17 protein-coding genes and 6 pseudogenes are annotated in these 25,185 nt (G+C 45.1%); 10 read left to right on the forward strand and 13 right to left on the reverse strand.

Annotation, left to right across the window (positions count from 1 at the left end):
- Positions 1–63 precede the first annotated feature (63 nt).
- The 7 genes and pseudogenes from DXA05_RS16865 to DXA05_RS16895 form a co-directional block, all read right to left on the reverse strand.
- Entirely contained in the window at positions 64–1,101 is a 1,038-nt protein-coding gene (locus tag DXA05_RS16865) for a bifunctional oligoribonuclease/PAP phosphatase NrnA (protein ID WP_120144516.1), read from the reverse strand.
- A 46-nt stretch (positions 1,102–1,147) separates the two neighbouring features.
- On the reverse strand, positions 1,148–3,295 hold the full coding sequence (locus tag DXA05_RS16870; RefSeq protein ID WP_128859409.1) for a ComEC/Rec2 family competence protein: 2,148 nt from the start codon (positions 3,293–3,295) through the stop codon (positions 1,148–1,150).
- 119 nt (positions 3,296–3,414) lie between these two features.
- Positions 3,415–3,657 carry a hypothetical protein gene (locus tag DXA05_RS16875; RefSeq protein WP_008020549.1) on the reverse strand — a complete coding sequence of 81 codons (243 nt, stop codon included), beginning with the start codon at positions 3,655–3,657 and terminating at the stop codon, positions 3,415–3,417.
- Between the two features lie 76 nt (positions 3,658–3,733).
- Positions 3,734–4,383, reverse strand: a pseudogene (gene rpe, locus DXA05_RS16880) (ribulose-phosphate 3-epimerase).
- A 67-nt stretch (positions 4,384–4,450) separates the two neighbouring features.
- Positions 4,451–5,448, reverse strand: a pseudogene (gene fmt, locus DXA05_RS16885) (methionyl-tRNA formyltransferase).
- Between the two features lie 66 nt (positions 5,449–5,514).
- Complete coding sequence (locus DXA05_RS16890) at positions 5,515–7,308, reverse strand: chloride channel protein (RefSeq protein WP_004313072.1); 1,794 nt, start codon at positions 7,306–7,308, stop codon at positions 5,515–5,517.
- A pseudogene (locus tag DXA05_RS16895) lies at positions 7,309–7,870 on the reverse strand (L-threonylcarbamoyladenylate synthase).
- Between the two features lie 314 nt (positions 7,871–8,184).
- Between DXA05_RS16895 and DXA05_RS16900 the strand changes: the two are divergent.
- Positions 8,185–8,615 (forward strand): annotated as a pseudogene (locus tag DXA05_RS16900) (acyl-CoA thioesterase).
- Positions 8,616–9,276: 661 nt separating this feature from the next.
- Here DXA05_RS16900 and DXA05_RS16910 read toward each other — a convergent pair.
- Genes DXA05_RS16910 through DXA05_RS16935 form a run of 6 tightly spaced genes read right to left on the reverse strand, consistent with a single transcriptional unit; the run spans position 9,277 to position 18,501 of the window.
- Positions 9,277–10,680 carry an alkaline phosphatase gene (locus DXA05_RS16910; RefSeq protein ID WP_009038999.1) on the reverse strand — a complete coding sequence of 468 codons (1,404 nt, stop codon included), beginning with the start codon at positions 10,678–10,680 and terminating at the stop codon, positions 9,277–9,279.
- Positions 10,681–10,737: 57 nt separating this feature from the next.
- Positions 10,738–11,592, reverse strand: a complete 855-nt coding sequence (locus DXA05_RS16915) for a phosphodiester glycosidase family protein (RefSeq protein ID WP_004314609.1) — start codon at positions 11,590–11,592, stop codon at positions 10,738–10,740.
- A gap of 49 nt (positions 11,593–11,641) precedes the next feature.
- Positions 11,642–13,069 (reverse strand): BACON domain-containing carbohydrate-binding protein, encoded by a 1,428-nt coding sequence (locus DXA05_RS16920; protein WP_004314610.1) that lies wholly within the window; start codon positions 13,067–13,069, stop codon positions 11,642–11,644.
- Between the two features lie 28 nt (positions 13,070–13,097).
- Entirely contained in the window at positions 13,098–14,030 is a 933-nt protein-coding gene (locus DXA05_RS16925; RefSeq protein ID WP_229097046.1) for a phosphodiester glycosidase family protein, read from the reverse strand.
- A gap of 37 nt (positions 14,031–14,067) precedes the next feature.
- Entirely contained in the window at positions 14,068–15,336 is a 1,269-nt protein-coding gene (locus DXA05_RS16930) for a RagB/SusD family nutrient uptake outer membrane protein (RefSeq protein WP_004314613.1), read from the reverse strand.
- A 15-nt stretch (positions 15,337–15,351) separates the two neighbouring features.
- Positions 15,352–18,501: a TonB-dependent receptor gene (locus DXA05_RS16935; protein WP_284515589.1), complete on the reverse strand. Its 3,150-nt coding sequence runs from the start codon at positions 18,499–18,501 to the stop codon at positions 15,352–15,354.
- Between the two features lie 214 nt (positions 18,502–18,715).
- Between DXA05_RS16935 and DXA05_RS16940 the strand changes: the two genes are divergently transcribed.
- The 9 genes and pseudogenes from DXA05_RS16940 (at position 18,716) to DXA05_RS16985 (ending at position 25,158) form a co-directional block, all read left to right on the forward strand.
- Positions 18,716–19,846: a site-specific integrase gene (locus DXA05_RS16940; RefSeq protein WP_044301892.1), complete on the forward strand. Its 1,131-nt coding sequence runs from the start codon at positions 18,716–18,718 to the stop codon at positions 19,844–19,846.
- 257 nt (positions 19,847–20,103) lie between these two features.
- A complete protein-coding gene (locus DXA05_RS16950; protein WP_044301893.1) occupies positions 20,104–20,748 on the forward strand; it encodes a hypothetical protein in 645 nt (214 codons plus the stop codon).
- Positions 20,749–20,946: 198 nt separating this feature from the next.
- A pseudogene (locus DXA05_RS16955) lies at positions 20,947–21,320 on the forward strand (helix-turn-helix domain-containing protein).
- A pseudogene (locus tag DXA05_RS16960) lies at positions 21,298–22,421 on the forward strand (AAA family ATPase). Before DXA05_RS16955 ends, DXA05_RS16960 begins: the two co-directional pseudogenes overlap by 23 nt.
- Before the next feature lie 81 nt (positions 22,422–22,502).
- Entirely contained in the window at positions 22,503–23,390 is an 888-nt protein-coding gene (locus tag DXA05_RS16965) for a toprim domain-containing protein (protein ID WP_007569241.1), read from the forward strand.
- Positions 23,391–23,631: 241 nt separating this feature from the next.
- The gene (locus tag DXA05_RS16970; RefSeq protein WP_007569247.1) at positions 23,632–24,081 is read left to right on the forward strand and encodes a hypothetical protein; all 450 of its coding nucleotides are present in this window, start codon (positions 23,632–23,634) and stop codon (positions 24,079–24,081) included.
- Between the two features lies 1 nt (position 24,082).
- A complete protein-coding gene (locus DXA05_RS16975; RefSeq protein ID WP_004289321.1) occupies positions 24,083–24,409 on the forward strand; it encodes a DUF4134 domain-containing protein in 327 nt (108 codons plus the stop codon).
- Positions 24,410–24,483: 74 nt separating this feature from the next.
- On the forward strand, positions 24,484–24,849 hold the full coding sequence (locus DXA05_RS16980; protein ID WP_007569248.1) for a DUF4134 domain-containing protein: 366 nt from the start codon (positions 24,484–24,486) through the stop codon (positions 24,847–24,849).
- 12 nt (positions 24,850–24,861) lie between these two features.
- Entirely contained in the window at positions 24,862–25,158 is a 297-nt protein-coding gene (locus DXA05_RS16985; RefSeq protein WP_007569249.1) for a DUF4133 domain-containing protein, read from the forward strand.
- Positions 25,159–25,185 lie beyond the last annotated feature (27 nt).

The raw sequence follows: 25,185 nt of genomic DNA on the forward strand, positions 1-25,185 counted from the left end.
AAAGGGCGAAGTTGAAAGTTCGTATCTTTTAACCTTTCCATATTCACTTTTAACCTTCCATCTTTAGCTTTTCGCTGTTAGCAAAGGTTTATACTTCTCAAGCGCTTTCTCAAAGACCGCTTTTGCCTCTTCCATCGTTCCGAAAAACTCACCGCCCGAAGCGTTCAAATGTCCGCCACCGTTGAAAAATTCAGCGGCTAACTGATTACATGGAAAGGTTCCTACCGAACGAAGGGAGATTTTAATCATCGGCTTCTCTGTATCTTCCCGCAAGAAGCAGGAGAAACAAACATTCTTGATGGAAAGGGGGATGTTTACGAAGCCTTCGCTATCACCTTTTATATAGTTAAACTTACTTTGCTCGGCTTTTGTCAATGTGATTAATGCCGAATTACAATCCGGATAAACAGTCATGTTCGACAATACATAGCCCATCAAACGCAAACGGCTCTCGGAATAGGTATTGTACACCTTACGGTAAATATCATCCTTATCGATTCCTTTGGAAAGTAGTTCGCTAATGATAAAATAAATTTCCCGGTTATTCGAATTATAAGTGAATCCTCCTGTATCTGTCATCATGCCTGTGTAGATACATTCTGCGCCTTCCTTCGTGATATCACTGAAATATCCCATACGACAAATCAGCCGGAATATCAATTCGGAAGTAGAAGAAATCTTAGGATAGGACATTACAATCTTACAGAAATCTTCGGGATACAGGTGATGATCGATCATGATTTTACGCGCAGGAGATGCAACCACAGCATCTGCCATATCGTCAATACGCTTCAGTGCATTGAAGTCGAGACAACAGATTACGTCAGCTTCGGCTATCAACTTATCGGCAAAATCTTTGTAACGGTCATACAAAAGAATATCCTTACTGCCCGGCATCCATCGCAAGAAATCGGGAAAGGCATTCGGCACAATTACGTTTACTGTTTTTTCCTGTGAATCCAGGAAATGATACAATCCCAATGATGAACCAATAGCGTCGCCGTCAGGAGAAACATGGGATACAATTACTATTTTGTCAGCTCGTTCAAACCATTTGGAAAAATGGTCTATTTTGGCTTGTTCAATTACTTTCGTCAACATACTCTTAAACTTTATCAAGGTGCAAATGTACGATAAATCTTTGTACTTAGAGCAAAAAGTGGACAGAACCTTCGTCAGACAAAGAGATAAATCGCAGACCGGATTTCTTGCATTCGCTTTCAAGTAGGTGTTTGCGGTATTCCGAGAGGGACGCGTCCAATATGACGTAAGAGAAAGAAAAGACTTGGGCGAGTTCTTCCAGATGACCGTCATATCCTTTGCATAAGTAAAGATACTGAATATATAACGGAGAAACGGTAGATTTGTTTCGCCAACGGTTATCGTTTATGACACATACACGACAACCATGATAGGATATAATCTGCTGTTGACGGTTAAGTTCAGCGTGCCGGCAATCAGCCGTTATTTCTTGGGGAGGAAGAAGGTGATGACGCTTCCAATAGTTAGCTGTCATGTGTTTCAGACGTTTTTCATTGGAGAGAGTATCCATATAGTTTATCCAGGATTGCCCGTCACTCTTTATGCAATGTACTGCCGGACAACCACGCATATTGTAAAAGACTAAACTCGTTTGAGGACGATCCAGCCAATACAGCGTTGCATGATAAGTCCCCATCAACAAGATAAAAAAAAGACAGATTTGCAGATTCCGGTATCGGCGATTCATGAAATAATAGGTTAGCAGAGCGATGACAATATAGATACCTAGCACTTCTGACTGATAAAGCCAAATTCCATCTATAGAAGCGTAAGGAAGCTGTTCTACCCATCGGACAAAGAAATTAAGTCCTTCCAACAGCTTCTTAACACCTCCGGCTACTTCTATCTGAAGCCAGGAGAAAGGAGTCAGAAGAAGCATTACGACAGCAGCATATAAGATAATCGTAATCAAAGGAATAACAACTAAATTCGTCAATAGAAAATGCACGGAGAATCGAGAGAAATAAAACAGAACAAGCGGAGCTGTTCCTATTTGTGCGGCAATAGACACGCTCATGAGTCCCCAAACATACTTTCCTATTCTACTTTTCACGGTAATCAAATGGTAGATCGGCTTTTGAATAAGCAAGATAGAAGCAACAGCAAGGAAAGAGAGCTGAAAACCAACATCGAACAGCCATGCAGGATTGCAGAATAACATCAACCACGCAGCTACCGCCAATGTATTTAAAGATAAAGGTTCACGACCAACCATATCCGCCATAGCTAAAATCGAAAACATACTGACCGAACGTACTACCGACGGAGAAAGCCCTGTAAAAAAAGCAAAGGTCCACAATAAGACAAGAAGAAAAACAGAACGCACACATCTACCTATATTTCCTCTTCGGGCAATAGGTTTCAGAATGAAAAAAAGCATTGTATATAAAAGTCCGATATGCAAACCGGATAAAGCAAGAATATGGCTTGCACCGACCACCGAATAACTTTCACGAACCGAATCACTTAATTCTGTCTTATCTCCTATTGTTAGTGCTGAAAGTACTGCCAGTTCATCCCCGTTGAATCCCAGTTCCTGATAAAGTGAAACCACGTTTCTTCTACAAGAGCTGGCTGTACTTTTGAGGTCAAAGTTATTCATTCCGTCTTGTCGTAAAGAGATGGATGGATTAGCAGAAGATAAAGGTGGTTTGCTTGAAGATAAGATTGTCCATTTCCCGGATGCAACATATCCTGTTCCGCTAATGCCTTTCCGCATCAGGAAGCGGGCATAATCAAATTCATCAAAGTTTCGATTGTTGAGAGGAGGAGAAATGCGGGCAGAAATCAGCAGTTCATCTCCACTCTTCAAACGGGAGGCAGACGAATCTTGCTGTAGATAAAGAACCGCAGTATGTCCTATCGGATATATGCCCGCAGTATCACGACGTTCTTTCAATAATGCCTGACAGAGGTAAGTATGTTCTTTAGGTTGAGGCGCATCCGTTATCAAAACCCGGTACACTGTTTCTTCTTTCGGAAAAGAGCAGACAGCCTGTTGCAATTGTCCAGTCATCCCAAGCCATCCTCCCGTAAAACAAAGAGCGGAGATAGCTATCCCAAAACACCATCGCAGCGAATAGCGCTTCAGAAAATAAAGAGCAAAAGACAATGCAGCAAAAAAGCCAAAGAAGAGAATACCACAAAGGGGGGCCCATGAACGGTCAAAAAAATGATCTCCACAAAAAATGCCTGCTATCCAGGGGATAAGCAGGCGTATAAATGGATATCGATGGACGTTATAAAGAAACAATGTCGCAGTTATTTCACAGATTCTTCAGCCACTTCTTTCCCGACTTAGTGAATGTCCACAGATAAATACCTCCAACAATCACACATCCTACTGTAAAAACAAAACCTAACATTTCCATATCATTTTAATATTTTATTAGCTAATAATGCAGACAAAGTTGTCAAAACAATACCCGTTACAGCTATGTACCAATTATTTTCATCCAAAAAGTTGGCGTATAGAGGTATAATTATACCAATCACAAGTCCAGCAAATGAAAGCTTCGAAAGATCAAAAAAATAACCAGCCAATTTTTCTTTTCTAGTCTTATCTCTTTCTTTGGTTTCTTTTCTAACCTCCTGCTGTTGACTCCAAGTTCCCATTTTTGTTTATTTTCCAACAAAGGTAACTTTTATATTTTATATCTAAGCTAATTTACCAATATTTATAATTCATCCACTACAGTTCGTGCAACTGACGAATCATTCCTTCCGGATCCTGTGCACCAAAGACAGCATTTCCAGCCACCAGCGCATCGGCTCCCGCCTCAACCAGACGGGCCCCTGTTTCCAGGTTCACGCCACCGTCTACTTCAATCAGGGCTTTCGAACCTGTCCGTTCAATCAGGGCACGCAGTTCACGAACTTTTTCTACCGAATGTTCGATAAACTTCTGCCCGCCAAATCCTGGATTCACGCTCATAATAAGCACCATATACACGTCCTGAATAATATCTTGCAGAAGAGCTACAGGAGTAGCCGGATTGATCGTTACAGCAGGCTGCATCCCGGCTTCTCTGATTTGTTGAATCACCCGATGCAGATGTGGACAAGCTTCATAATGCACATTCATCGTATGAGCACCCAATGCTTTTACTTCCGGAATGAATTTCTCCGGATTCACAATCATCAAATGCACATCCAACGGCTTCTTACTTAACTTCGCTACATATTTCAGTACCGGAAAGCCAAATGAAATATTCGGAACAAATACTCCGTCCATAATATCAATATGTACCCACTCCGCTTCACTGCGGTTTACCATTCAATATCCTTTGCCAAATATCCAAAATCGGCAGAAAGAATAGAAGGAGCGATAATCGGTTTCATAATTCTTTTATTTTAGGTTCTAATTGTCTCGTGTTCGGGACGGTTTTTATTCTATCTTATTGTCAGATCACTTCATCTTACACCCATCTTCCAGGTGATAACCACGAAGTAACTCATCGATTTTCAGTCGTTTCTTACCGGGTAGTTGTAAAGAAAGAATAGACACAAATCCACCCGGTACAGATACCTTTATATACTTCTTCCCATCAGTTTCGATGGATCCTACCTTACAAAAACGTCCACGTGAGTTACGACAACGTTTATCATTCTTCTTTACAATCTTTTCCACTTCGAAGATTTTTACTACTACAGATTCTTTTTCGGAAGCAATCAGTTCACTCCAGGCAGCGGGGTAAGGTGATAGTCCACGGATAAAATCGTAGATCTTCTTCACCGGCTGGTTCCAGTCAATCCGGCAAGTTTCTTTAAATATCTTCGGAGCAGGACGGAGTTCACCGACAACTGCCATTTCTTCTTGAGGAATTGGTTTGACCGTTCCATTCAGTATAGCATCTACTGTTTCAAGAACCAGTTTTCCTCCCAACATCATCAATTTATCATGTACCACTTCTACATTATCCGTATCTGCAATAGGCACACGTACCTGTTGATGACCTCTCCGGTATCTATCTCATGCTTCAAAAAGAAAGTCGTAATCCCGGTTTCCGTATCACCGTTGATAACCGCCCAGTTGATAGGAGCAGCTCCACGGTATTGAGGAAGTAAAGAAGCATGAAGATTAAATGTACCCAGTCGCGGCATATTCCATACCACTTCCGGCAACATACGAAAAGCAACTACAATCTGCAAATCGGCTTTCCATTCACGCAACGCTTCCACAAAAGCTTCATCTTTCAACTTTTCCGGTTGAAGCAACGGTAAATTCTGTTCGAGCGCATATTGTTTGACAGGAGAATATTGAATCTTATGTCCGCGTCCGGCAGGTTTATCGGGCATCGTAATCACACCCACTACATTATAACCGCCTTCTACCAATTGACGCAGGGCCTCTACCGCAAAATCGGGAGTCCCCATATATACTATTCTTAAGTCCTCTTTCTTCATAATTGTCTTATAATCTACATAGAAACCTGTTATCTGCATAGAAACCTGGGTCCGGCACCTTGCCGGTTAGTCTTCTGAAAAATGTACCAGCACTTGCCGATACGAATTAAATATCTTTGATTTAGAGACAAATCCCTGATAGCGGCCTTCCTCATCTACAACCGGAAGATTCCAGGCTTTCGTATCGTCAAATGTTTGCATAACCTGCTCCATTCCATCCGTATCGAAGATTTTGGCAGGAGCAGATATCATCAATTTATTAACAGTGAAACGATGATAAAGTTCTTGCCGGAACATGATGTTGCGAATATCGTCGAGCAATACAATTCCCAACAATTCACCCGTTTTCTTATCTGTCACCGGAAAGACATTTCGATGGGAAGCTGCAATTGCTTTCACCAGTTCGCCCAAGTCCATTTCCGGGTGTACGACAACGAAATCTTTCTCCACCACGTTTTCCATTTTCATCAGCGTCAACACAGCTTTATCCTTGTGATGTGTCAGCAATTGTCCCTTCTTAGCCAAACGCATCGAATAGATACTATGAGGTTCGAAAGCAATAATTGTCAGATATGAACTTACAGATACAATCATCAACGGAAGAAATAAATCATATCCACCTGTCAGCTCGGCTATCAGGAACACCCCTGTCAATGGAGCATGCATGACACCACTCATTACTCCCGCCATTCCCATCAATGCGAAATTCTTCTCCGGCAAATAAGCGGAGAAAGCAAAGTCATTGCTAAAATGAGAGAAAACAAAACCGGCAATACACCCCAAATAAAGCGAAGGAGCAAAGATACCACCACAACCACCGCCACCGTTTGTTGCACTGGAAGCAAACACTTTCAATAAGATAATCAGCATCAGATAAACCAGCAACAAATTGCCATAGCCATAAAACATAGAGTTGTTCATGACCGTATCCCACTCTTCGGCAGACGTTCCATTCAACAAAAGATTAATCGTATCATATCCTTCACCATAAAGAGGCGGGAAAAGGAAAATCAATACACTCAACATCACACCACCAAAAGCCAGTTTCTTGTAAGGGTTATTGAGTTTGCCAAATACACCTTCTACCGAATTCATGGCACGTGTGAAGTACAACGAAATCAGTCCGCAAAAAATTCCCAGCAAGATAACGAAAGGAATACGCTCCAGTTCGAATGCCTGATCGAGGTGGAACTTAAACATAGCCTCCGTACCGGTGACTATGTACGAAACAGTTGCTGCTGTCACGGCAGAAATCAACAGGGGAAGCAAAGAAGACATGGTTAAGTCAATCATCAGCACTTCCAAGGTAAATACCAGTCCCGCAATCGGAGCTTTAAAAATACCGGCAATGGCACCTGCCGCACCACAACCTACGAGCAGCATCAACGTGCGATGCTCCATCTTAAACACGCTCCCGAGATTGGAACCGATTGCCGAACCTGTCAGTACAATTGGCGCCTCTGCTCCGACCGATCCACCAAATCCGATGGTTATGGCACTGGCGATAGTAGACGACCAGATATTGTGTCGCTTGATACGTCCCTGCCTACGGGAGATGGCATATAGAATTTTGGTGACCCCATGACTGATGTCATCCTTTACAATATTACGCACAAACCAACCTGCAAGAAAAATACCGACTACCGGATATACCAAATACAGGTAGTTAGCTTCTGTTGCATTGAAATTATTAGTCAGGAAATTCTGTATCTGATGGATAAAGAATTTCAATATTAACGCAGCAAACGCAGTGAAGATTCCGACCAGAAAACTTAATATCAGGATAAATTGCTTTTCCTTTATGTTCGCTTCCCGCCATTTGATACAACGCTGCAATAAACTAAGTTTTTCTCCTTTCATTTATTCGCGAATTATCTTTATCACTCCACCTTTTTCCAACTTAATAATACTTGAGGGTTTCGGCTTATTCATATCATCCTGCGAAAGCCAACAATATAATCTACCGCCGATTTGATTTCATCACTGATTTCACTAAAATTAGCAGCCCCCGGCTGTCCGCTGACATTAGCCGAAGTAGAAACAATTGCTTTACGGAACTGTTGACAGAGCCTTCTGGAAAAATCTTCATTCGTCACACGAATCCCTACACTACCATCTTCGGCCAGCAAATTAGGTGCTAAATTACGTGCCCCGGAATAAATAATCGTCAACGGCTTGTCGGCAACTTCAATCAAATCCCATGCTACATCAGGTACATCCTGTACATAAAAATCCACTTTAACCGGAGAATCCACCAACACCAACATAGCTTTGCTATCAGCACGTTTCTTAATCTCATACACCCGGCGTACAGCTCCTCATTAGTCGCGTCACAGCCTATACCCCATACGGTATCAGTGGGATAAAGGATCACTCCTCCTTCATTCATCACCTGACAGGCTTTTTTAATATCTTCTATCATTTCTTGATTAATTTCCGTTAAGAACAAGACGCAAAAATAACACATTTATTCCATTTAGTGAAATCTATCCTGACGTTTTTAAATCACCCTTTAAAATCAACTATTGGCAGACAACAATTTAACTATTACATTATTACAAGCGTGTTTCCCTAACAGAACAAACATCCCAAAACTTCGTTTTAAACGATTATTAACGAAAATCTTCCTTATCTCCGAAAGCAGAATCATTAGAAATCTCTATCTTTGCCTCAATTTCAAGCAAGAAAGCAAAAGTGCCATTTTTGTGTCGAATTTAAAACGTTTAAGAGAAAACAATGGAAGAAATCGTATTTCATCACACATTACCTATCCAATTGCGATTCAATGATGTAGACAAATTTGGTCACGTCAACAACACAGTTACTTCTCCTTTTACGACTTAGGAAAGACTGAATACTTCGCTTCAGTATGCCCCGGAGTAGATTGGGAAAAGATCGGGATTGTCGTTGTCCACATCGAAGCGGATTTCGTCAAACAGATATTCGCATCCGATCATATCGCCGTACAGACTGCTGTTTCTAAGATAGGCACCAAAAGCTTTCACCTGATCCAGCGGGTTATCGACACAGAAACGAATGAAGTAAAATGTATCTGCAAGTCTGTTATGGTTACTTTCGATCTTGAAAGACATGAATCCATGCCACTGACAGAAGAATGGATAGAGGCGATCTGCAAATATGAAGAACGGGACTTGCAAAAAGCATAGATAGTTTTTTTTTGAAAAAGCCCCCTCACGAATGAGAAACAAAACAAGCAAAACCAATTCTCCGGAAAAAGTTTTATTCTGATTCATGTCCGCTATATAACAGAAATTGCCTATTTTTGTACCTTAATTAATAAGGCATAAAATATCTAGTACAGAAAATGATAGCTGACAAAAGTATAAATTTAGATACCCTTTATAATAAAAGTTCATCTTTTATCTTTCACGCTTTTCACAGTCTCATAAACTGTAGAATAACAGATGTTTGCTGTGATTTCACAACCCCATTTTAAACTCCTCACATCCTTCACACTGTTCACACTTTTAAGAAAAGAAGCTCTAGTTCAAACAAAAACTCAGGTGTTTTCTTATGTGGAAGAACGTAAGAAGAATATGACCGGATACCGGATTGAAACAGCCGACATCGTATCAGTCGACTAAAGTCGCTATATAGCCGACTCCAGTTGACTAAGCAGCCGACTTCAGTCAGCTAAGTGGCCGACTCCAGTTGTCGATTAATAAATCAACGTCAAAATCGCCATATAGAGCCGACATTATGTAGTATCCAGCCATATATTTATGTTCAGTATTGGCTTAGTTCATTTTCATACGGGATTCCTCTAACTCAAATACTGACTCACATTCTTGATTGATAAACCTCTCCCTATTTGATAAGGAATAATTTCCGCAAAACATTAGCCATATCCGTATTGTCTCTCCTGCCCGAATAAAGAACAGCCTGCTTGCCTATCGCATACAATGGCACGGGTGCTCCCGTATGCGTTTTAGTTGTCCATCCCAATGACGCCTTCTTATCCAACAAGGCAATAGCAGCCACCGCTAAAGGTTCATCTTTCGCGTAAAGGCTGACCACATCTTTCGACTTCTTCTTCAAGAAAGACTCTTCGTAGCAAACCAATAATTCAAGTTCTTCACGCGGAGTAATCTTAATTTGTTCCCAAAAGCCCAGGTTCTTTTTCAGAAACGCTTTCATGTCTTCCCACGAAGGAATCATCTTTCCGCTTTTCATTTCACGCATAGCAGCAGTCAAGGCTTCTTGTGAACACTTCTGATATTGAAGCAAGTCGATATTCAGGTTCATATCGGAGTTGCCCAGTCCAAGACCGCCCGTTTCGTGGTCGGCAGTCACTAATATCAATGTCTCGTTCGGATGCTTTTTGTAGAAATCATAAGCCAAGCGGATACATTGGTCGAAGTCAATGGTTTCTTTCACAACAGCGCCACCGTCGTGGGCATGGGCCGCCCAATCTATTTTTCCGCCTTCTACCATCATAAAGAAACCCTTCTTCGCGGTTTCCTGAAAATTAGCAAGGCAGGCTTTTGTCAAGTCAGGCAAACTCAAGTCTTTGGCGGAACGGTCCATCGCATATTTCAGGCTTTTGCTCACTGTATCGGTTGGGAAGAGGAGAATTTTATCCTTTGCAGCAGCACGGTTATAAGCGTCCATTCCACGAAACATCGTATAGCCTTTCTGATTGAACAGGTCATAAAGGCAAGGCGCCGAAAGGTTACGCTTGCTGCGAGGTTCGAGCAATCCCGCCCCACCGAAGAAATCGAAACCGGAATTGGCGGCATCCACTCCTATTTCGTAATACATAGAACGGTCGGGTTGTGAAGCATAAAATCCACCGGGGGTAGCGTGGTCGATAGAAGCAGAAGTGATTATTCCTATTTTATAACCTTTATCTTTCAGTTGGCGTGCCAGGGATTTTAACCCGTGATTCTTTTCCGCATCCATTCCGATTACATAGTTCGTCGTTTTTTCTCCGGTAGCCAAAGCGGTAGCTGCGGCGGATGAACACGTAATCAAGTGAGAAGCCGAGCGCGTGCATACTTGAGTCATCACAGGGAAAGTGGGGAATAACAGTGAACATTCGCCCGTATCTGTTCCTACTTTCTCCGCATAAATTTGGGTTGCTTCCACATGGTTGAATCCCATGCCGTCACCGATAAACAAGAAGATATATTTGGGGACTTGCGCTCCGTTTACAACGACACTGCACAATAATAATAGCCCCAACAGGGAGCATCTTAAAAGTTTCTTCATTTCATTTTCCATTTTATTCGCAACTTCAAGTCGTGCGATAGCTGATAAACAATAAGGTTATTCATAAACATAAATGATGTTGGGCACTCCGCGTTCTCCGGCATGGTCGAAACGTTTATTATCACAAGGATAATTGACGACACCATTCTCCGGTGCCCCCGACAGCCATAATGTTGTGGAACCGCCACCGTCCAGGTTCAACGCATCCTTACCGCCTAATATCCGAAGCAAGTGTGCCAGTTCGGGGATATTCACCCCTTCGGCACGCCCCGGAAAACGTCCGTTCACCGTGACAAGCAGTATTTTTCCATCCTTCGTCATGCAAACAGCACTACGGGGATGCTTATTCTGGACAAAGTCCTTTCCACACAAGCTCCAGTCGCATACCCGACCGTCTTTTAATAATAACGGTCCGGATGCCAATATTGTACCCACCTTTCGCTTATATTTTTTTTCTATCTGTCTGTTCCAGGGAATCAGCTTCATCTTTCCTTTCCGTTCGTAAACGGCTCCCGTGACACGTAGTTTAAACTCGTTTATCGTTGTCGTATCAATCACTTGCCTGTCTGTTTTCAGGAAACAGACAGAATTCCCATGCTTCATATCAAAATAAGAACCATTGATTGCCGCAAGCGCATGATGTTCGGAAGCTATCCGGCTTGTCTTTTTCATACCGTCCGATATGGCAATACCCGCTTTCATCCCTTTGCCGGGGTCAATCTCTATCAGGTTGATAACTTGGGGGCACTGATAAAGCTGAGGTATAGACGCACTCTTGTGGATAATTCCCTTTTGAGCATGTATTATCTCCCATTGTGCAGAAACGATTGCCAAAGAATCTGATGCGGTCTGCCCTTTCAATGTTCCGACGGAACAGAGAGCTAAGACAAGGATAACGAAGTATTTTCTCATTGTAAACAGACAGATAAATGTGTTAAGTTAATAAATTAATTAAGTTATCTTATTCAGTAAGACTATTCCCTTGCAATATCCACGCAGCTTTCCGGGTTGCATATTGCGACCATGCCTTGATATCCGCAGGTATCTGTCCACTCAACTGATTATCATTCACTCTGAATATACCACTCGAACCACTCTTCTCGATTACCGTTCCATATCCGTAAGGGATACTTCCACTGAATCCGTTGGTATAAATCATAAACTCTTTCAGGCTCTTCCAAGTGGTCGGTTTATTGTTTCCGTCTAACGGAATAACCGGAAGCGGCCCGCTCAAATTATTACAATATGCCTTTATTGTCACCATACCGGGGATATTTATCAACATATCCAGATTACCAGTAAACGTGTTGTTAAATCCGGCCGGAGTGGAAGTTGGATGATTTGAGATGTTAAAGCTAGTCAATAATTCACATTCTCCCAAAGATTCCGGCAAGTTTCCGCTTGCAGCAGATTCTATTATCCATAAAGTGGTCAATTGGGACAGTTGTCCTATTTCCTCGGGAATACCTGCTAACTTCTGATGTTTGAACTTTATGCTTCTCAGTTCCGACAAGTTGCATAAGGGGATAATATCTCCTTCGATATTATTCGGGGACTGAATATCAATCTCAACCACCCTCTTATTCTCAAACTTCAATCCGAACCAGTTTGTCGGGTTAGTTTCCAGTGGAGCGTCAAAGTTCCATTTCTTCGTCCAGTTATCTCCGTTCGCACTTTCGTAGAACATTCTCAGGTAATCGATGTCTCCCAAAGGTTTCTTATCCTGCGTTATTGTCAGTACGTCGGTAATCCCATTCGAACCTTTCAGGTACAATGAGGCGGTACGTCCCTCGTCTATATCCGTATAAGGGTCAATCGCCAATTTCAGTTCCGATTCATTGATGACGCCCGGAGTAATTGCCGCCCCGTCGGTAACGTGTATCCAGTCGCATCCTTCGGATAGTTCGTATGTGTAAGTAACCATTGTCGAAAAAGGTATCACCTCTTCCGCACTGCCTTCCGCACCTACTTTCACCGCACGTTTTTTTAAAGCGATGCCCACTCCTTCCTGTACCACTTTCAGCTTTGTTTCGGCACCTTCGATAATCCAGCCTGCAATTTCCGCTTCGCGGGGAGCTACATTCGCATTCTTGGATACCGATATTCTGAAACTTCCCGTACCCATCCCGTTCGATGAAAGCAAGTCAATCCAAGTGGCGGAAGTCTTCACACGCCAAGGCAGATTGGATTCGATATCCACCGTATATTCCTTTTCTTCCAACGGAAGATTCAGCGTTCCGTCCGCAAACTTCAAATCCGGTTCGGGCATTGTGCGTCCCGTATCATCCGTAAAGTCCTGACAGCTTGCCATACCCAGCAGCAAGGACAGACAACAGATGATTCCCCATAGACCTTGCCAGCAACTATACATTCTATTATTTCGTATCATAATGATTCAACTATTAAGATTCAAACTATTAATTATCGGTCACCACCAACAGTCCGTTGGCAACTGCTCTTTCGACACCGCCATTATCATAAGGCCAATTGCGGATAGCAAAACGGTTCTCTTCAAATCCCGCCTTCGAGCGGATAATGAACGTAGACGAACCACCGCCATCCAGATTGATAGCATCCTTCGCTCCCAACGCTTTCATGACAGCTCCCATTTCAGCATACCTCATGCCATTGGAGTACCAAAAGTTACGTCCGTCGGCAACCAAAATATAAACGACATTATTGTCCGTCACGCCGATAGCCGTCCGGGGTTCCAGTGCTGTCGATGTCTGAGGAAGCACATTCCCGTTCGTCATCAAACGCACGCGACCGCCCACCGCTTCCTGAATCTCATCCTTATAAGTATCATATTCGTCATACGAGCCAATCACCGCCTTCTTACCCTTCGTGACGGCAAAGAAAGTACATACATTATCGGTCATCGTATTCTTCAAGCATACCCCGTTCCGGTAGTAAATGCCTTGCGGTGTTCCGTCCGTAGCAAAGAAATCACCATTCACGGCAGCCAGAACACGGCTGCCCTGTTTGTCGTGTGCCAATGCCTGCAACGTCATTTGTTGTTTCGTCTTGAGCTTGCCTTCGTCTTTGGGAGACGAAGCCTTCATCGTCAGATGCGTGTCTTTCAAATCGACTTCCAGGACAAACATCTTTACCGCCATACCTGTGGCAGAAAGGATTTCCATCTCCAAAGCCTTTACACCCGGAGCCAACGTGTAAGTAGTGTCCGAGAAATATTGTCCGACGTATCCGTCACTTCCGACAATTATCTTCTGTCCCAACTCCGTTTTCGCGCCCTCGGTGGAATAGACGGTCAGGTCTTCATCATTATTGCATCCCGTCCATAGCAGACACCCTAAAAGAAGAAGAGCGGAATCATATATCAGTTTTTTCATCATTTTGTCTCTTTAATAAGTATAAATACAATCATTATCAATATCCGGGATTCGGCTCCAGGTTCGGATTCGAAATCATTTCCTTGCCCGGTATAGGCAATACCAACTGGTAATCTTTCAGTCCAAGCATTGTCTTTGCCTTATTCGTACGTATGAGGTCATAATATCTGAAACCTTCGGCGAGCAGTTCCTTCCGGCGTTCGTCCAGGATATATTCTATAAATTCGTCTTCATCCTTCGGATTTACGGCATCCAGCCCGCGTTCTTTCCGCAAGTCGTTCAGCCGTCCCAGACCTTTGGAGAGTCCTTGCGCTTCCGCACTTATCAGGTACATTTCAGCCAGACGGCTCATCACTACCGGGTCGGTACCGGTTTGTCCGCTCGGATATTTATTGATACAAGGTTCGGCACCTACATTGATAATGGAAACTTCTTTCCGTTTATCCTTGTCGTCATACATATTCATCACGTCGTTCGTGGGACGATACACATAGCTGCCGTGATTGGGATGAGCATATGTATAGAATAAGGTGGAAATGGTGATATTCGATTCTTCCGCCAGACATTGGAAGGAAAAGATAACTTCCGTGTTGGTCTTTCCACGGAATATCTTGTCGAAGCTATCCAGTTTGTATTTTCCATCCTTTATCAGACCTTCCGCCAGTGCAGCCGCTTCCGTCTTTTTGCCACGTTCGAGCATCACACGGGCTTTCAGTGCAAGGGCGGCATCGCGGGATACATAGTAACAACTGGAAGAAGTCCCCAAGAAAGCAAGGGCTGTTTCGAGTTCTTCCTCAATAAATGCCCACACTGCTTCTTCCGAATCACGGAAAGGCTTGTCCATCGTATTCACTCTTTGGATAGGCACACCACCCCAGCGTGTCACCAGTGAATGATAGATATATGCCCTGAAATAATGCGCTTCTCCGATAATCAGATTCCGCAGGTCGGATTCGGGAAGGTCTTCTACAATGGAGATAACATTATTTACTTGATATAAAGCATTGTAATAGCCGTTCCAACTGTTGGCTACGATCGAATTCAGTGAGGAAAGTACAGAGTTTATCAAGTCCCTTGCATTCCCTGTACTTTGAGTCAAGTCTCCGCCCAATATATCGAATGTAATATATGACTCACGCGCCGGAGAGTTCTGTACCTTATTGTACATTCCCATGCGTAAAGCCGATAAGTCTTTGGGCGTCACACTTCCCGGCGATACGGCGGAGTGGGATTCGATATCAAGCATGCCACTGCATGAAGCCAGCAACAGGCATCCCAGAAATATAGTAATAATCTTTTTCATCATTGTGAGCGTTTATGATTAGAAACTAAGGTTTATTCCGAAATTGACCGAACGGGAAGGCGGCACTCCATACAAATCGACGCCAAAGTACTGCGGGTCCATGTTCTTACTCACTTCAGGGTCCCAGCCGGAGTATTTGGAGAACAGCAACAGGTTGTCCCCTTGCACATAGAGACGCAGACCTTTCAAACAAATCTTTTGTAACATTACTTGCGGGAATGTATAACTGAATGTAAGAGAACGCAAGCGAATGAAAGAGCCGTCTTCAAGGAAACGGGTGGAGTTCTTGCTGTTATGCCCACACAGCGTATTGACCGCACGCGGATATTTATCAGAACTTCCCGGAGCCGTCCAACGATTCTTGGCGACATCTTCCGTAATGGCCATGCGGTATCCGGGACGGGTAGCGGTCACCGCCCATTCGGCATACACATCATTTCCGTACATATACGTAAAGAACACATCCAGTTGGAAACCTTTGTATTTGAAAGTATTGTTCCATCCACCGAAGAAATCGGGATTGGAAGAACCGGTCAGTACACGGTCGTTATCATTGATAATGCCATTATTATCCGCGTCATGATATTTCACGTCACCGGCACGTACACCCAGGTCGTACAATGGTTGCGGCACTTCACCGTCATATTGGTAGAGCCCGTCCATCTGGAACAGGTAGAAAGCTCCCAGTTCCTCACCTACTTTCAAGGCGCGGTTAGAACCTATCGGAAGCAAGTCGTCTCCCAGCAGTTTAGTCAATTTGTTTTTGTTGTGGGAGATGTTGAAAGAGGAAGTCCAGTTGACTTTCCCTATATTCAAATGGCCGTTGATGGAGAATTCCACACCGTAGTTCCGCATGGAACCGATGTTGCTGGTGATACTGGTGAAACCACTTGTTCCATGCAAGGGCATTGAATAAAGCAGGTTGTTCGTATTCTTCAGATAAATATCGGCTATCATATTCAGTTTGCCGTTCCAAAAGCCCAGGTCGAAGCCGAAGTCATACTGGTCGGCAGTTTCCCATGTCAGTTTGTTGTTTCCCATGCTGGTGACAGCCATACCGCTATTATTGCCGTAGTTAATGCCGCCGGACATTAACGGTTGCCAGGCATAATTGCCGATTCCATCCTGATTTCCGGTCTTACCATAACTCAGGCGGAACTTCAAGTCTGTCTGAGGGAATTTCCAGAAAGATTCTTTCGAAACATTCCAACCTAAAGAGACAGAGGGGAAATATCCGTAGCGGTCGGAAGGGGCAAAACGGGATGAACCGTCCGAACGCATAGTCACATTCAGAATGTAACGGTCTAAATAAGACAGGTTGATACGTCCGAAGTAGGACTCCATGGCAAACTCGGAGATGCCGCCCGAAGCATTATAAATTTCGGAAGCCGTGCCGACCGTATCGAATACCGGAGACGGAAAACCGCGTCCGTCGATAGAAGATGTACGGGTGGACATCTTCTGGAAAGAATGTCCTAGCATCAAACCCGCTTCAAAATCACCGAACTTATCATTATAGTTGAATACATTCTCTATCAATAAGTTCTTCACCAGGCGGTTGTACTCCACAATACGTCCGCCGCCTGCTCCATAAGGATGATTCTCATTGTAGTACACATAGTCATACGTATATCCGATGTCGGTGCTGACAGAGTTTTTCAGACTGAACTTCTTGTATTTTAAGTCTGCATTGAACGTTCCTAAATAACGGTAGGTATCAATATAGGATACTTCTTCATTCAGAATCTGAAGTGGATTATGACGTGCCAACTCGTCGGTTCCACCTAAATAATAGTCACCGTTCGGTTTGTACGGACGGTCGAAAGGACGTTGTTCAACGGCACGGGCTACGATGGTAGAACCGATATTGGCTCCCGGAACACGGTTGTTTTTCAGATAATTACCGCTGACATTGGCGCCGACTTCCAACCAGGAAGTCATTTCGTGGCTAATCTTGGCTTTCAGATTGATTTTGGTTATGTCATTGGTCTTGATTATACCTTCCTGATAATTGTAGTTGGCTCCCACATAGAATTTTGTTTTCTTGCTTCCGCCGGAGAAGGAGAGGTCTACATTGTAAGAATGTCCCACTTGAGTAATCAAATCCAGCCAATCCGTATCGGGTAATCCCTGGAATGGGTTGGAGATAGGCACTACATACCCTGCAGAACCTACGGTATAGCCATTCTGACGGTTATAACGTTCGACTCCGTCGTTATAAGTTTCCACATACAAGTCAGAATCCGCATATTTAATGCGTCCTTTATTGGCGAATTTGGAGATTCCCGTACTGACATTCAAACGAATATCCGAACGGCCTTCCTTACCGGATTTGGTTGTAATCACCACCACGCCATTCGTTGCCCGCGAACCGTAGATAGCTGCCGAAGCGGCATCTTTCAATACTTCAATAGATTCGATGTCCGTCAGATTCAATACTGCCATCGAGCTCAAATCTTCCCCCATATTGAATAAGGAAGCGTTACTGTTAAGGATGGGAATTCCGTCCACCACGTACAGAGGTTCGTTACTGGCACTCAAAGAAGCCGCACCGCGGATACTCATTCGTTCGGAACTTCCCAAATTGCCGGAGCCGGTCGATACCGTAACACCCGCCACTCGTCCTTGTAGTAATTCGCTCGGAGTCAACACCGGACGCATATTCGATTCGCTGGGCTTAAAAGAACTGATTGCATTAGTCACCAACGCCTTACGTTGTGTGCCGTATCCTACAACCACCACTTCATTAAGTGCTTTTGAATCTTCGCCCAAGGTCACATTGATAGTCTGCTGTGCTTTCACCGGATATTCCATACTCTTATATCCGAGGAATGAAAAGACCAAGGTTGCATTATCGGGAACTTCAAGGCTATACTTGCCATTTATATCAGTGATTGTACCGATGGTAGTGCCCTTAACCGACACATTGCATCCTACGATGGCTTCGCCCGAATATTCCTTCACCAGACCGGTTATTCTTTTCTTGTGTTGCACAGGACTTAGCGCTTCAGCTTGTTTTTTCGTAAGGATGATGTGTTTCCCTTCCATTGTATAGGAGAACTCCGTACCCTTCAGTGCATCCAGCAGCAGACTTGCCACTGTCCCATTCTGAGTGAAAATAGATACTTTCCGTTTCAGACTAACCTCACGTTCATTATCAATAAACAAACAGACATATTAAAGATGAAAATAAAATCCAAATAAGTACAAGCAAATAGGCTTTATATCAGACATTTATAAAGAAATCGTTTCTTTCAGTTTTTTTCGCTATTTTCTGTTAATTAGTTCTTTTTGGGTACATTTTTGTTCCTTGTTTGTTTCTTGATTTCGGTTTTAATTCGTACATTTGCATACGAAAAAGAACGAATGAAAGAATACGATTATGCCACGAATAAAGAAGCCTAAAAAAGTAAAAGAGCCCATCCGTCTTCGGATGAAGGATTTGTCCGATGGCAGCAAAAGTCTGTATCTGGATATATACCGCAATGGCAAGCGGACATATGAGTACCTGAAGCTGTATCTTATCCCGGGAACGGACAACAATACCCGTCGGCAGAATGAAATAACAATGGCCGCTGCGAATGCCATCAAGTCGAAACGCATTATCGAACTGACCAGCGGCGAAGCCGGTATCGTGAACCATACAGATAAGGTTTATCTGCTGGACTGGATGCAAACCTATTTGGAGTACCAAGAGAAACGCGACAAGAAAGGCATCGGTCAAATCAAGGCCGTTACCCATATCCTGAAAGAATATGCAGGGGAAAGGTTTTTGTTGGATCGGGTTGACCTCGCTTTTTGCCAAGGCTATATCGACTACATGCTGACGACCTTCCGCCCTAAAGGAAAGCCGATAGCAGCATCTACACGCAATACCTATTATCAGATATTCAACGGTGCCCTGAACACTGCCGTCCGGGCTAAACGGTTGTTGAGAAATCCGTTTAATGAAATGGAAAAATCGGAGAAGCCCAAAATGCCGGAGAGCGTGCGGTCCTATATGACCATCGAAGAGGTACGGGCGTTGATTGCCACTCCGGTACAGGATGGGAGGGTTAAAAACGCCTATCTGTTTTCCTGCTTCTGCGGACTGCGTATCAGCGATATTGTCGGCCTGAAATGGAAGAATGTCTTTGTCGATAACGGCCAATACCGTCTGGCGGTGGCTATGCAGAAGACCAAAGAACCGATTTACCTGCCACTCTCCAACGAGGCGTTGAAGTGGATGCCGGAGCGTGAGGACAAGGCGGCGGATGACCATGTGTTCAGCTTGCCTTCAAACATCAACCAGTATCTCAAGCCGTGGGCCGAAGCGGCCGGAATCACCAAGCGTTTTACTTTTCACACGGCCCGGCACACATTCGCGACCATGATGCTGACGCTCGGTGCGGATCTCTATACCGTATCGAAGCTGCTTGGTCATACCTCCGTGAGAATGACACAGGTGTACGCCAAAATCATCAACCAGAAAAAAGACGAAGCAGTCAATTTGGTCAACGGGCTATTCGACTGATGTAGTTATACATGTCAAATTCAATTTACAGGTAAATATTTCCGGCTTTTCTCCGACTTTTCAAATAGTCGAAGTAATGCCACTATTATAATAAGTATAAACCCATAAAAACAATTCGACATGAAAGGACAAAACAACAGGTCCTCTCTTTTTTTGAAGGGAGACCACATCTGCACCACTTCGCTACGGAACAGGATGTAGCGGAAGAATTTTACGAATTGCTCTCCGAAGCGAGGGAGCTTTATCTTCAAGACGTCATGGCAGGCGGCAAACGGTATGGCCGCTATGTGGATGACTTTATAAACAGTCACCGGTACATCGACTGCAACAGTGCGGTTTGCAGGAATTGCCATGAAATGAACATCCATATCATCAGAGGGCTGTTGATCGATTGCACAAGTCTCGTCAAAAGCCTCTTTACCGCAGAAACATTTTCTTTCGAGGAGTGCATGGCCTTGAAACGAAAGTACGACATTGCCGGAGTATGGTTCGGCTCTTCACGTATAGAAGATTCCAGAAACGATCCACCTCTCTCCTTCGGTTGTAATTTTTCCCGTGAACAGATGACAGGTATTGTGGCTTGCGCCAACGCTTATCATCTGTTTTGCGTTTCCACACTCCGCATCGAGGACATGGAAGCGCTTTTTGCCTGCAAGAAGGGCTTCTGCATACGTGTGAACAATATCCGCCATGTGGCGGTCCTGTTCGACGCGTTGCTCGAAAACACCTTCATCCTGCCTCACTGGCAGTCGGTTCTCGACAAGGGGCGGTTCCTGTTGTCCAAAGACGGCACAAGATACGTTACCGCTTCAAGCCTCTCGTCCGCCCTGTCTGCGGCGAGGAACAACATTACATCGGCAAACCTCGGCATACGAAAAGCCGTCAGCCGACTGAAAATATGACACGAAGTGCCAAAAAGCCAAGTATGTGAAAGATAAAACAGTGACAGTTGCCGTGATACGTGCATAGTATCACGCCGGTATTTCCGGCTGTCCGGTTCACATCACATAACTTTGACCTCCGTTAGCGCGCTGCATAACGGAGGTAACTCTCCATTGTCTAATTTTAACATGTATTTTATGCAAAACAGAACAACATTCATGGAGCGGTTGAGCGAACGGCTGACCGCCATAGAAGCGGTTCTCAAGAAGTTGGAACCGGTGGAAGGTCTGTTGGAGCGTGTGGCTTTGCTGGAAAATACCATTTACACGACCAAGAAGGTCTTCACTTTTCAAGAGGCGTGCATGTATATCGGCGTGTCCGAAAGTATGTTGTACAAACTCACATCGAACAAGGAAATCCCGCACTACAAGCCTCGCGGCAAGATGCTCTACTTTGCGAAGGAAGAGCTGGACGCGTGGCTCTTGCAAAACTACGACCTACGGTGGACGATGCCATGCGTATGGCGACGGAAGTGTCCGCAACCCAACCGTTCTTTAACCAGAAGCGCTATGGAAAACGAAAAAAGAACTGACCGTAACTCGTGGGCGGAGCTGGACGAGAACCGCCTGTCGGATATCCTCACTGCATCGCAAATAAAGGCCACGGACACCTACGAGACTCCGCCCCAGATTATATGGATTGACAACTCCACCATAGCGACGCTCGGTAATTTCAGCGCTTCGACGGGTAAGGCGAAGGCGAAAAAGACGTTCAACGTCTCGGCCATCGTCGCCGCGTCGCTGGCGGGCCGGCAGGTCTTGAACTATCGGGCGCACCTGCCCGAAGGCAAACGCAGGATTCTGTACGTGGACACTGAACAGAGCCGTTTCCATTGCCACAACGTATTGGAACGCATTCTCCGCCTGGCGGGGCTGCCACCACGACGGACAACGAGAATCTCGATTTCATTTGCCTGCGGGAATACACTCCTGCCGTCCGTATCGGGGTTATCGACTATGCCCTGCGTCAGAACAAGGGGTATGGGCTGGTCATCATAGACGGCATCCGCGACCTGATGCTCGACATCAACAGCACCAGCGAATCGGTGGAGGTCATCAACAAGATGATGGAGTGGTCGTCGAAATACGACCTGCACATCCATTGTGTGCTACACCTGAACAAGGGCGACAACAATGTGCGCGGGCATATCGGTACGGAAATGAGCAATAAGGCGGAAACGGTGCTGGTCATCACCAAAAGTGCGGAGAATCCCGTTATCAGTGAAGTTCATGCGCTGCATATCCGCGAGAAGGAGTTCAAACCGTTCGCCTTTTCCGTTGATGACGAAGGGTTGCCGGTCATGGTGGATAACTATTCGTTTGACGGCAGTGTAAGACCGAAAGCCCGGAGCAGCTTCATGGATTTGTCCATCGAACAGCACCGGGAGGCACTTTCCGCCGCTTTCGGGGACAGGCCCATCAAAGGTTTCGAGAACGTGCTGCAGGCCCTCATGGCTTCCTATGAGGCTATCGGGTTCAAACGGGGACGCAGCGTCATGATAAAACTGCTGCAATACCTGACGGAAAACCTGAAGCTGATCGTCAAACGGGACAAGCTCTTTTATTACGATGTGACCCCGACCGAAGCCCTGCTTTTCGACGAAGAATGCGAGGAAGCGGAAGGTGAAAAATAATTTAGTTTACTTTGGTCCGGGTATATATAGGAGAAAAACCAAAGTAAACTGTTTTTTGAAAACAAGTGAAAAGAAAATGACATGACCATAGCGGAAGCAAAACAACTGCGTATCGTGGACTATCTCGCCAGTCTCGGCTACCATCCCCAGAGTGTGATATCAAAACAATACTGGTATCTGTCACCGCTGCGCGATGAACGCACTCCGTCGTTCAAGGTCAACGACCGGCTCAACGAATGGTATGACTTTGGCGCAGCGACGGGCGGCGACCTTGTGGAACTGGGCAAATACCTGTACCGGACGAACAGCGTGAGCGAAGTGCTTGCCTGTATCGGGAGACATGAAAATGCTGCCCCGATACAAAGAGTGCGGATTCCGGGGACAACACCCCGTCCCGTCGAAGCTGACATGAAGGACGTGCTCGTCGTGCCGTTGCAGCACCATGCGCTACTCTCGTACCTTCATTCCCGTGGAATCGACGGGGACATCGGCCGCATGTTCTGCCGGGAGGTCCATTATGAATTACGTAAACGGCGCTACTTCGCTCTTGCCTTCGGCAACGCGGCGGGCGGGTACGAGGTGCGCAATCCTTATTATAAGGGCTGTATCCGGTGTAAGGACATCTCTGTCATCAGGCAATCTCATGGTGAAACACAGAACCGTGTTTGCGTGTTCGAGGGCTTCATGGATTTTCTCTCTTACCTGACGCTGAAACAGGCGGGTGATGATACGGTCTGCATCGACGCACCTTGTGATTACCTCGTGATGAACTCGGTGAACAACCTGAAAAAAGCATTGGAACACTTGCAGGTGTACGAGGAAATCCACTGTTATCTCGACAATGATCTCGCAGGGCAGAAAACGGAAGAGACCATCGCCGGCATGTATGGCGGGCGTGTACGCAACGAAGCACCCCGTTATCGCGAATACAAGGACCTGAACGATTACCTACGCGGAAAGAAACGGTAAGGCATCATCGTTACCCTTTCCCTTGAAAGCTCTCCTCCCGGAGGGCTTTTTTTATGCCCGATTTTTCTGCTTCGATACCTCAAAGTATGAAATTAAAGTTCAATTTTAGTGTTTCAAACTTATTTCTATGTAATAAAATACTGTTTGATATAAAGAGTTTTTGTTACATCAAATATAATATTTTTCTTTGCAACCGTACTTTTAAAGTTCAATTAAAGTTTAATTTCATACTTAAAAACAGATGGGTTCATACTTTATATTCGCCCTTGTACTGACGGTGCTGTACATCGTCTATTTCGCGGTCAATATCATCCGTGACCTGTATGGAAAGAAGGGAACGGAGAAGACTGACGAGGAAGTTTTCGACCTCGGTCCGATGGATTCCACGGAAGAGAGTGTCGAGGTTTCGGAGAACGAGACCGGGTTCAAAATCGGAAATGAAACATACGGCACGGAGACTGTACCTGCCGCTTCGCCTGCCGCCCAAAACGGCGACACCGGGAAAAAAGATGGAACAGCCAAGGATCGGCTCGAACGGCTGAAAGCCAAGGCAGAGGCACAGATGGAAAAGGTCGCACCCTACCTGTCCGACGGCTTTACCGACGAAGAGATGTATAAGGCAATGATTTCCAAAGGACGCTTGGACAACCGTCCCAGCCTGAAATGGAGACCGGTCAAAGATAAGCTGTAAGATGTCGAAAACGAAGAAGATACTATGTGCGCTTTGTTCCATCATCCCCTGTTCGGCTCTGGCGAAAAGCGGCAGCGTGAATTACAGTTGGGGGGCGGATGCGCTGGCGACGATGCACGACTACGTGGTAACGATGATGTTCTACGTCCAAGCTCTCTGTTGTGCCATCGCCGGGATTTGTGTGATTGTGTCCGGATTCCAGATTTACGTAAAGATGAACACGGGCGAGGACGGTATTACCAAGTCCGTCGTAACGCTTGTGGGCGCGTGCCTGTTCCTGATCGGTGCCTTCCTTGTCTTTCCTGCCTTTTTCGGCTATCGCATATAGAAACGGGATGCAGGAATGAGGTGCCGCCATAACGATTCGAAAGAACTGCAATACTTACCCTAAAATAAATAATCATGTTTCAAAAAACAAAAAGACAAATGAAAAGAATGTTTTCTGCTAAAAAGGTACAGATGCTCACACTGATGTTGCTGTGTGGCACGACGGCCGTCATGGCCCAAAACTCCGCAGGCGATTACTCCGCCGGTACGACCGCACTGGCGACCGTGACGGAGGAAATCGCCAAGTACGTCCCCGTCATGGTCAAACTGTGTTACGCCATTGCCGGTGTAGTGGCTATCGTAGGCGCTATCTCGGTGTACATCGCCATGAACAACGAGGAACAGGACGTGAAGAAAAAGATTATGATGATCGTTGGCGCATGTATTTTCTTAATCGCTGCCGCACAAGCACTTCCGATGTTCTTCGGTATCGGCGCATAACCCTCCCGCACGATGAAAGGCAAGGACGAACGCTATCCCGACTACCCGCTGTTCAAGGGCCTGCAACGGCCTTTGGAGTTCATGGGTATTCAGGGACGCTACATCTACTGGGCGGCGGGCGTTGCCGGCGGAGCCATCGTCGGATTTATCATCGCCTACTGCCTCGTGGGTTTCGTGGCCGGACTGGTCGTGCTGGTTGCGGTCGTCTCGACGGGTATTGCGCTTATCATGCTCAAACAGCGGAAAGGGCTGCATACCAAGAAAGACGGTCGCGGAGTGTATATCTACGCCCACTCGAAGAAACTGTGAGAAGAAAAGAAAAACCATCACGGGCAA

This window comes from Bacteroides sp. AM54-2NS (assembly GCF_003602935.1).
In the GTDB taxonomy this organism is placed as follows: domain Bacteria; phylum Bacteroidota; class Bacteroidia; order Bacteroidales; family Bacteroidaceae; genus Bacteroides; species Bacteroides xylanisolvens.

Coding starts and splice junctions, on each gene's coding strand:
- DXA05_RS16865 (WP_120144516.1), bottom strand. CDS start 1,101: ATGTTGACGAAAGTAATTGAACAAGCCAAAATAGACCATTTTTCCAAA.
- DXA05_RS16875 (WP_008020549.1), bottom strand. CDS start 3,657: ATGGGAACTTGGAGTCAACAGCAGGAGGTTAGAAAAGAAACCAAAGAA.
- DXA05_RS16890 (WP_004313072.1), bottom strand. CDS start 7,308: ATGAAAGGAGAAAAACTTAGTTTATTGCAGCGTTGTATCAAATGGCGG.
- DXA05_RS16910 (WP_009038999.1), bottom strand. CDS start 10,680: ATGAAGAAACTTTTAAGATGCTCCCTGTTGGGGCTATTATTATTGTGC.
- DXA05_RS16915 (WP_004314609.1), bottom strand. CDS start 11,592: ATGAGAAAATACTTCGTTATCCTTGTCTTAGCTCTCTGTTCCGTCGGA.
- DXA05_RS16920 (WP_004314610.1), bottom strand. CDS start 13,069: ATGATACGAAATAATAGAATGTATAGTTGCTGGCAAGGTCTATGGGGA.
- DXA05_RS16925 (WP_229097046.1), bottom strand. CDS start 14,030: ATGAAAAAACTGATATATGATTCCGCTCTTCTTCTTTTAGGGTGTCTG.
- DXA05_RS16930 (WP_004314613.1), bottom strand. CDS start 15,336: ATGATGAAAAAGATTATTACTATATTTCTGGGATGCCTGTTGCTGGCT.
- DXA05_RS16940 (WP_044301892.1), top strand. CDS start 18,716: ATGCCACGAATAAAGAAGCCTAAAAAAGTAAAAGAGCCCATCCGTCTT.
- DXA05_RS16950 (WP_044301893.1), top strand. CDS start 20,104: ATGGCAGGCGGCAAACGGTATGGCCGCTATGTGGATGACTTTATAAAC.
- DXA05_RS16965 (WP_007569241.1), top strand. CDS start 22,503: ATGACCATAGCGGAAGCAAAACAACTGCGTATCGTGGACTATCTCGCC.
- DXA05_RS16970 (WP_007569247.1), top strand. CDS start 23,632: ATGGGTTCATACTTTATATTCGCCCTTGTACTGACGGTGCTGTACATC.
- DXA05_RS16975 (WP_004289321.1), top strand. CDS start 24,083: ATGTCGAAAACGAAGAAGATACTATGTGCGCTTTGTTCCATCATCCCC.
- DXA05_RS16980 (WP_007569248.1), top strand. CDS start 24,484: ATGTTTCAAAAAACAAAAAGACAAATGAAAAGAATGTTTTCTGCTAAA.
- DXA05_RS16985 (WP_007569249.1), top strand. CDS start 24,862: ATGAAAGGCAAGGACGAACGCTATCCCGACTACCCGCTGTTCAAGGGC.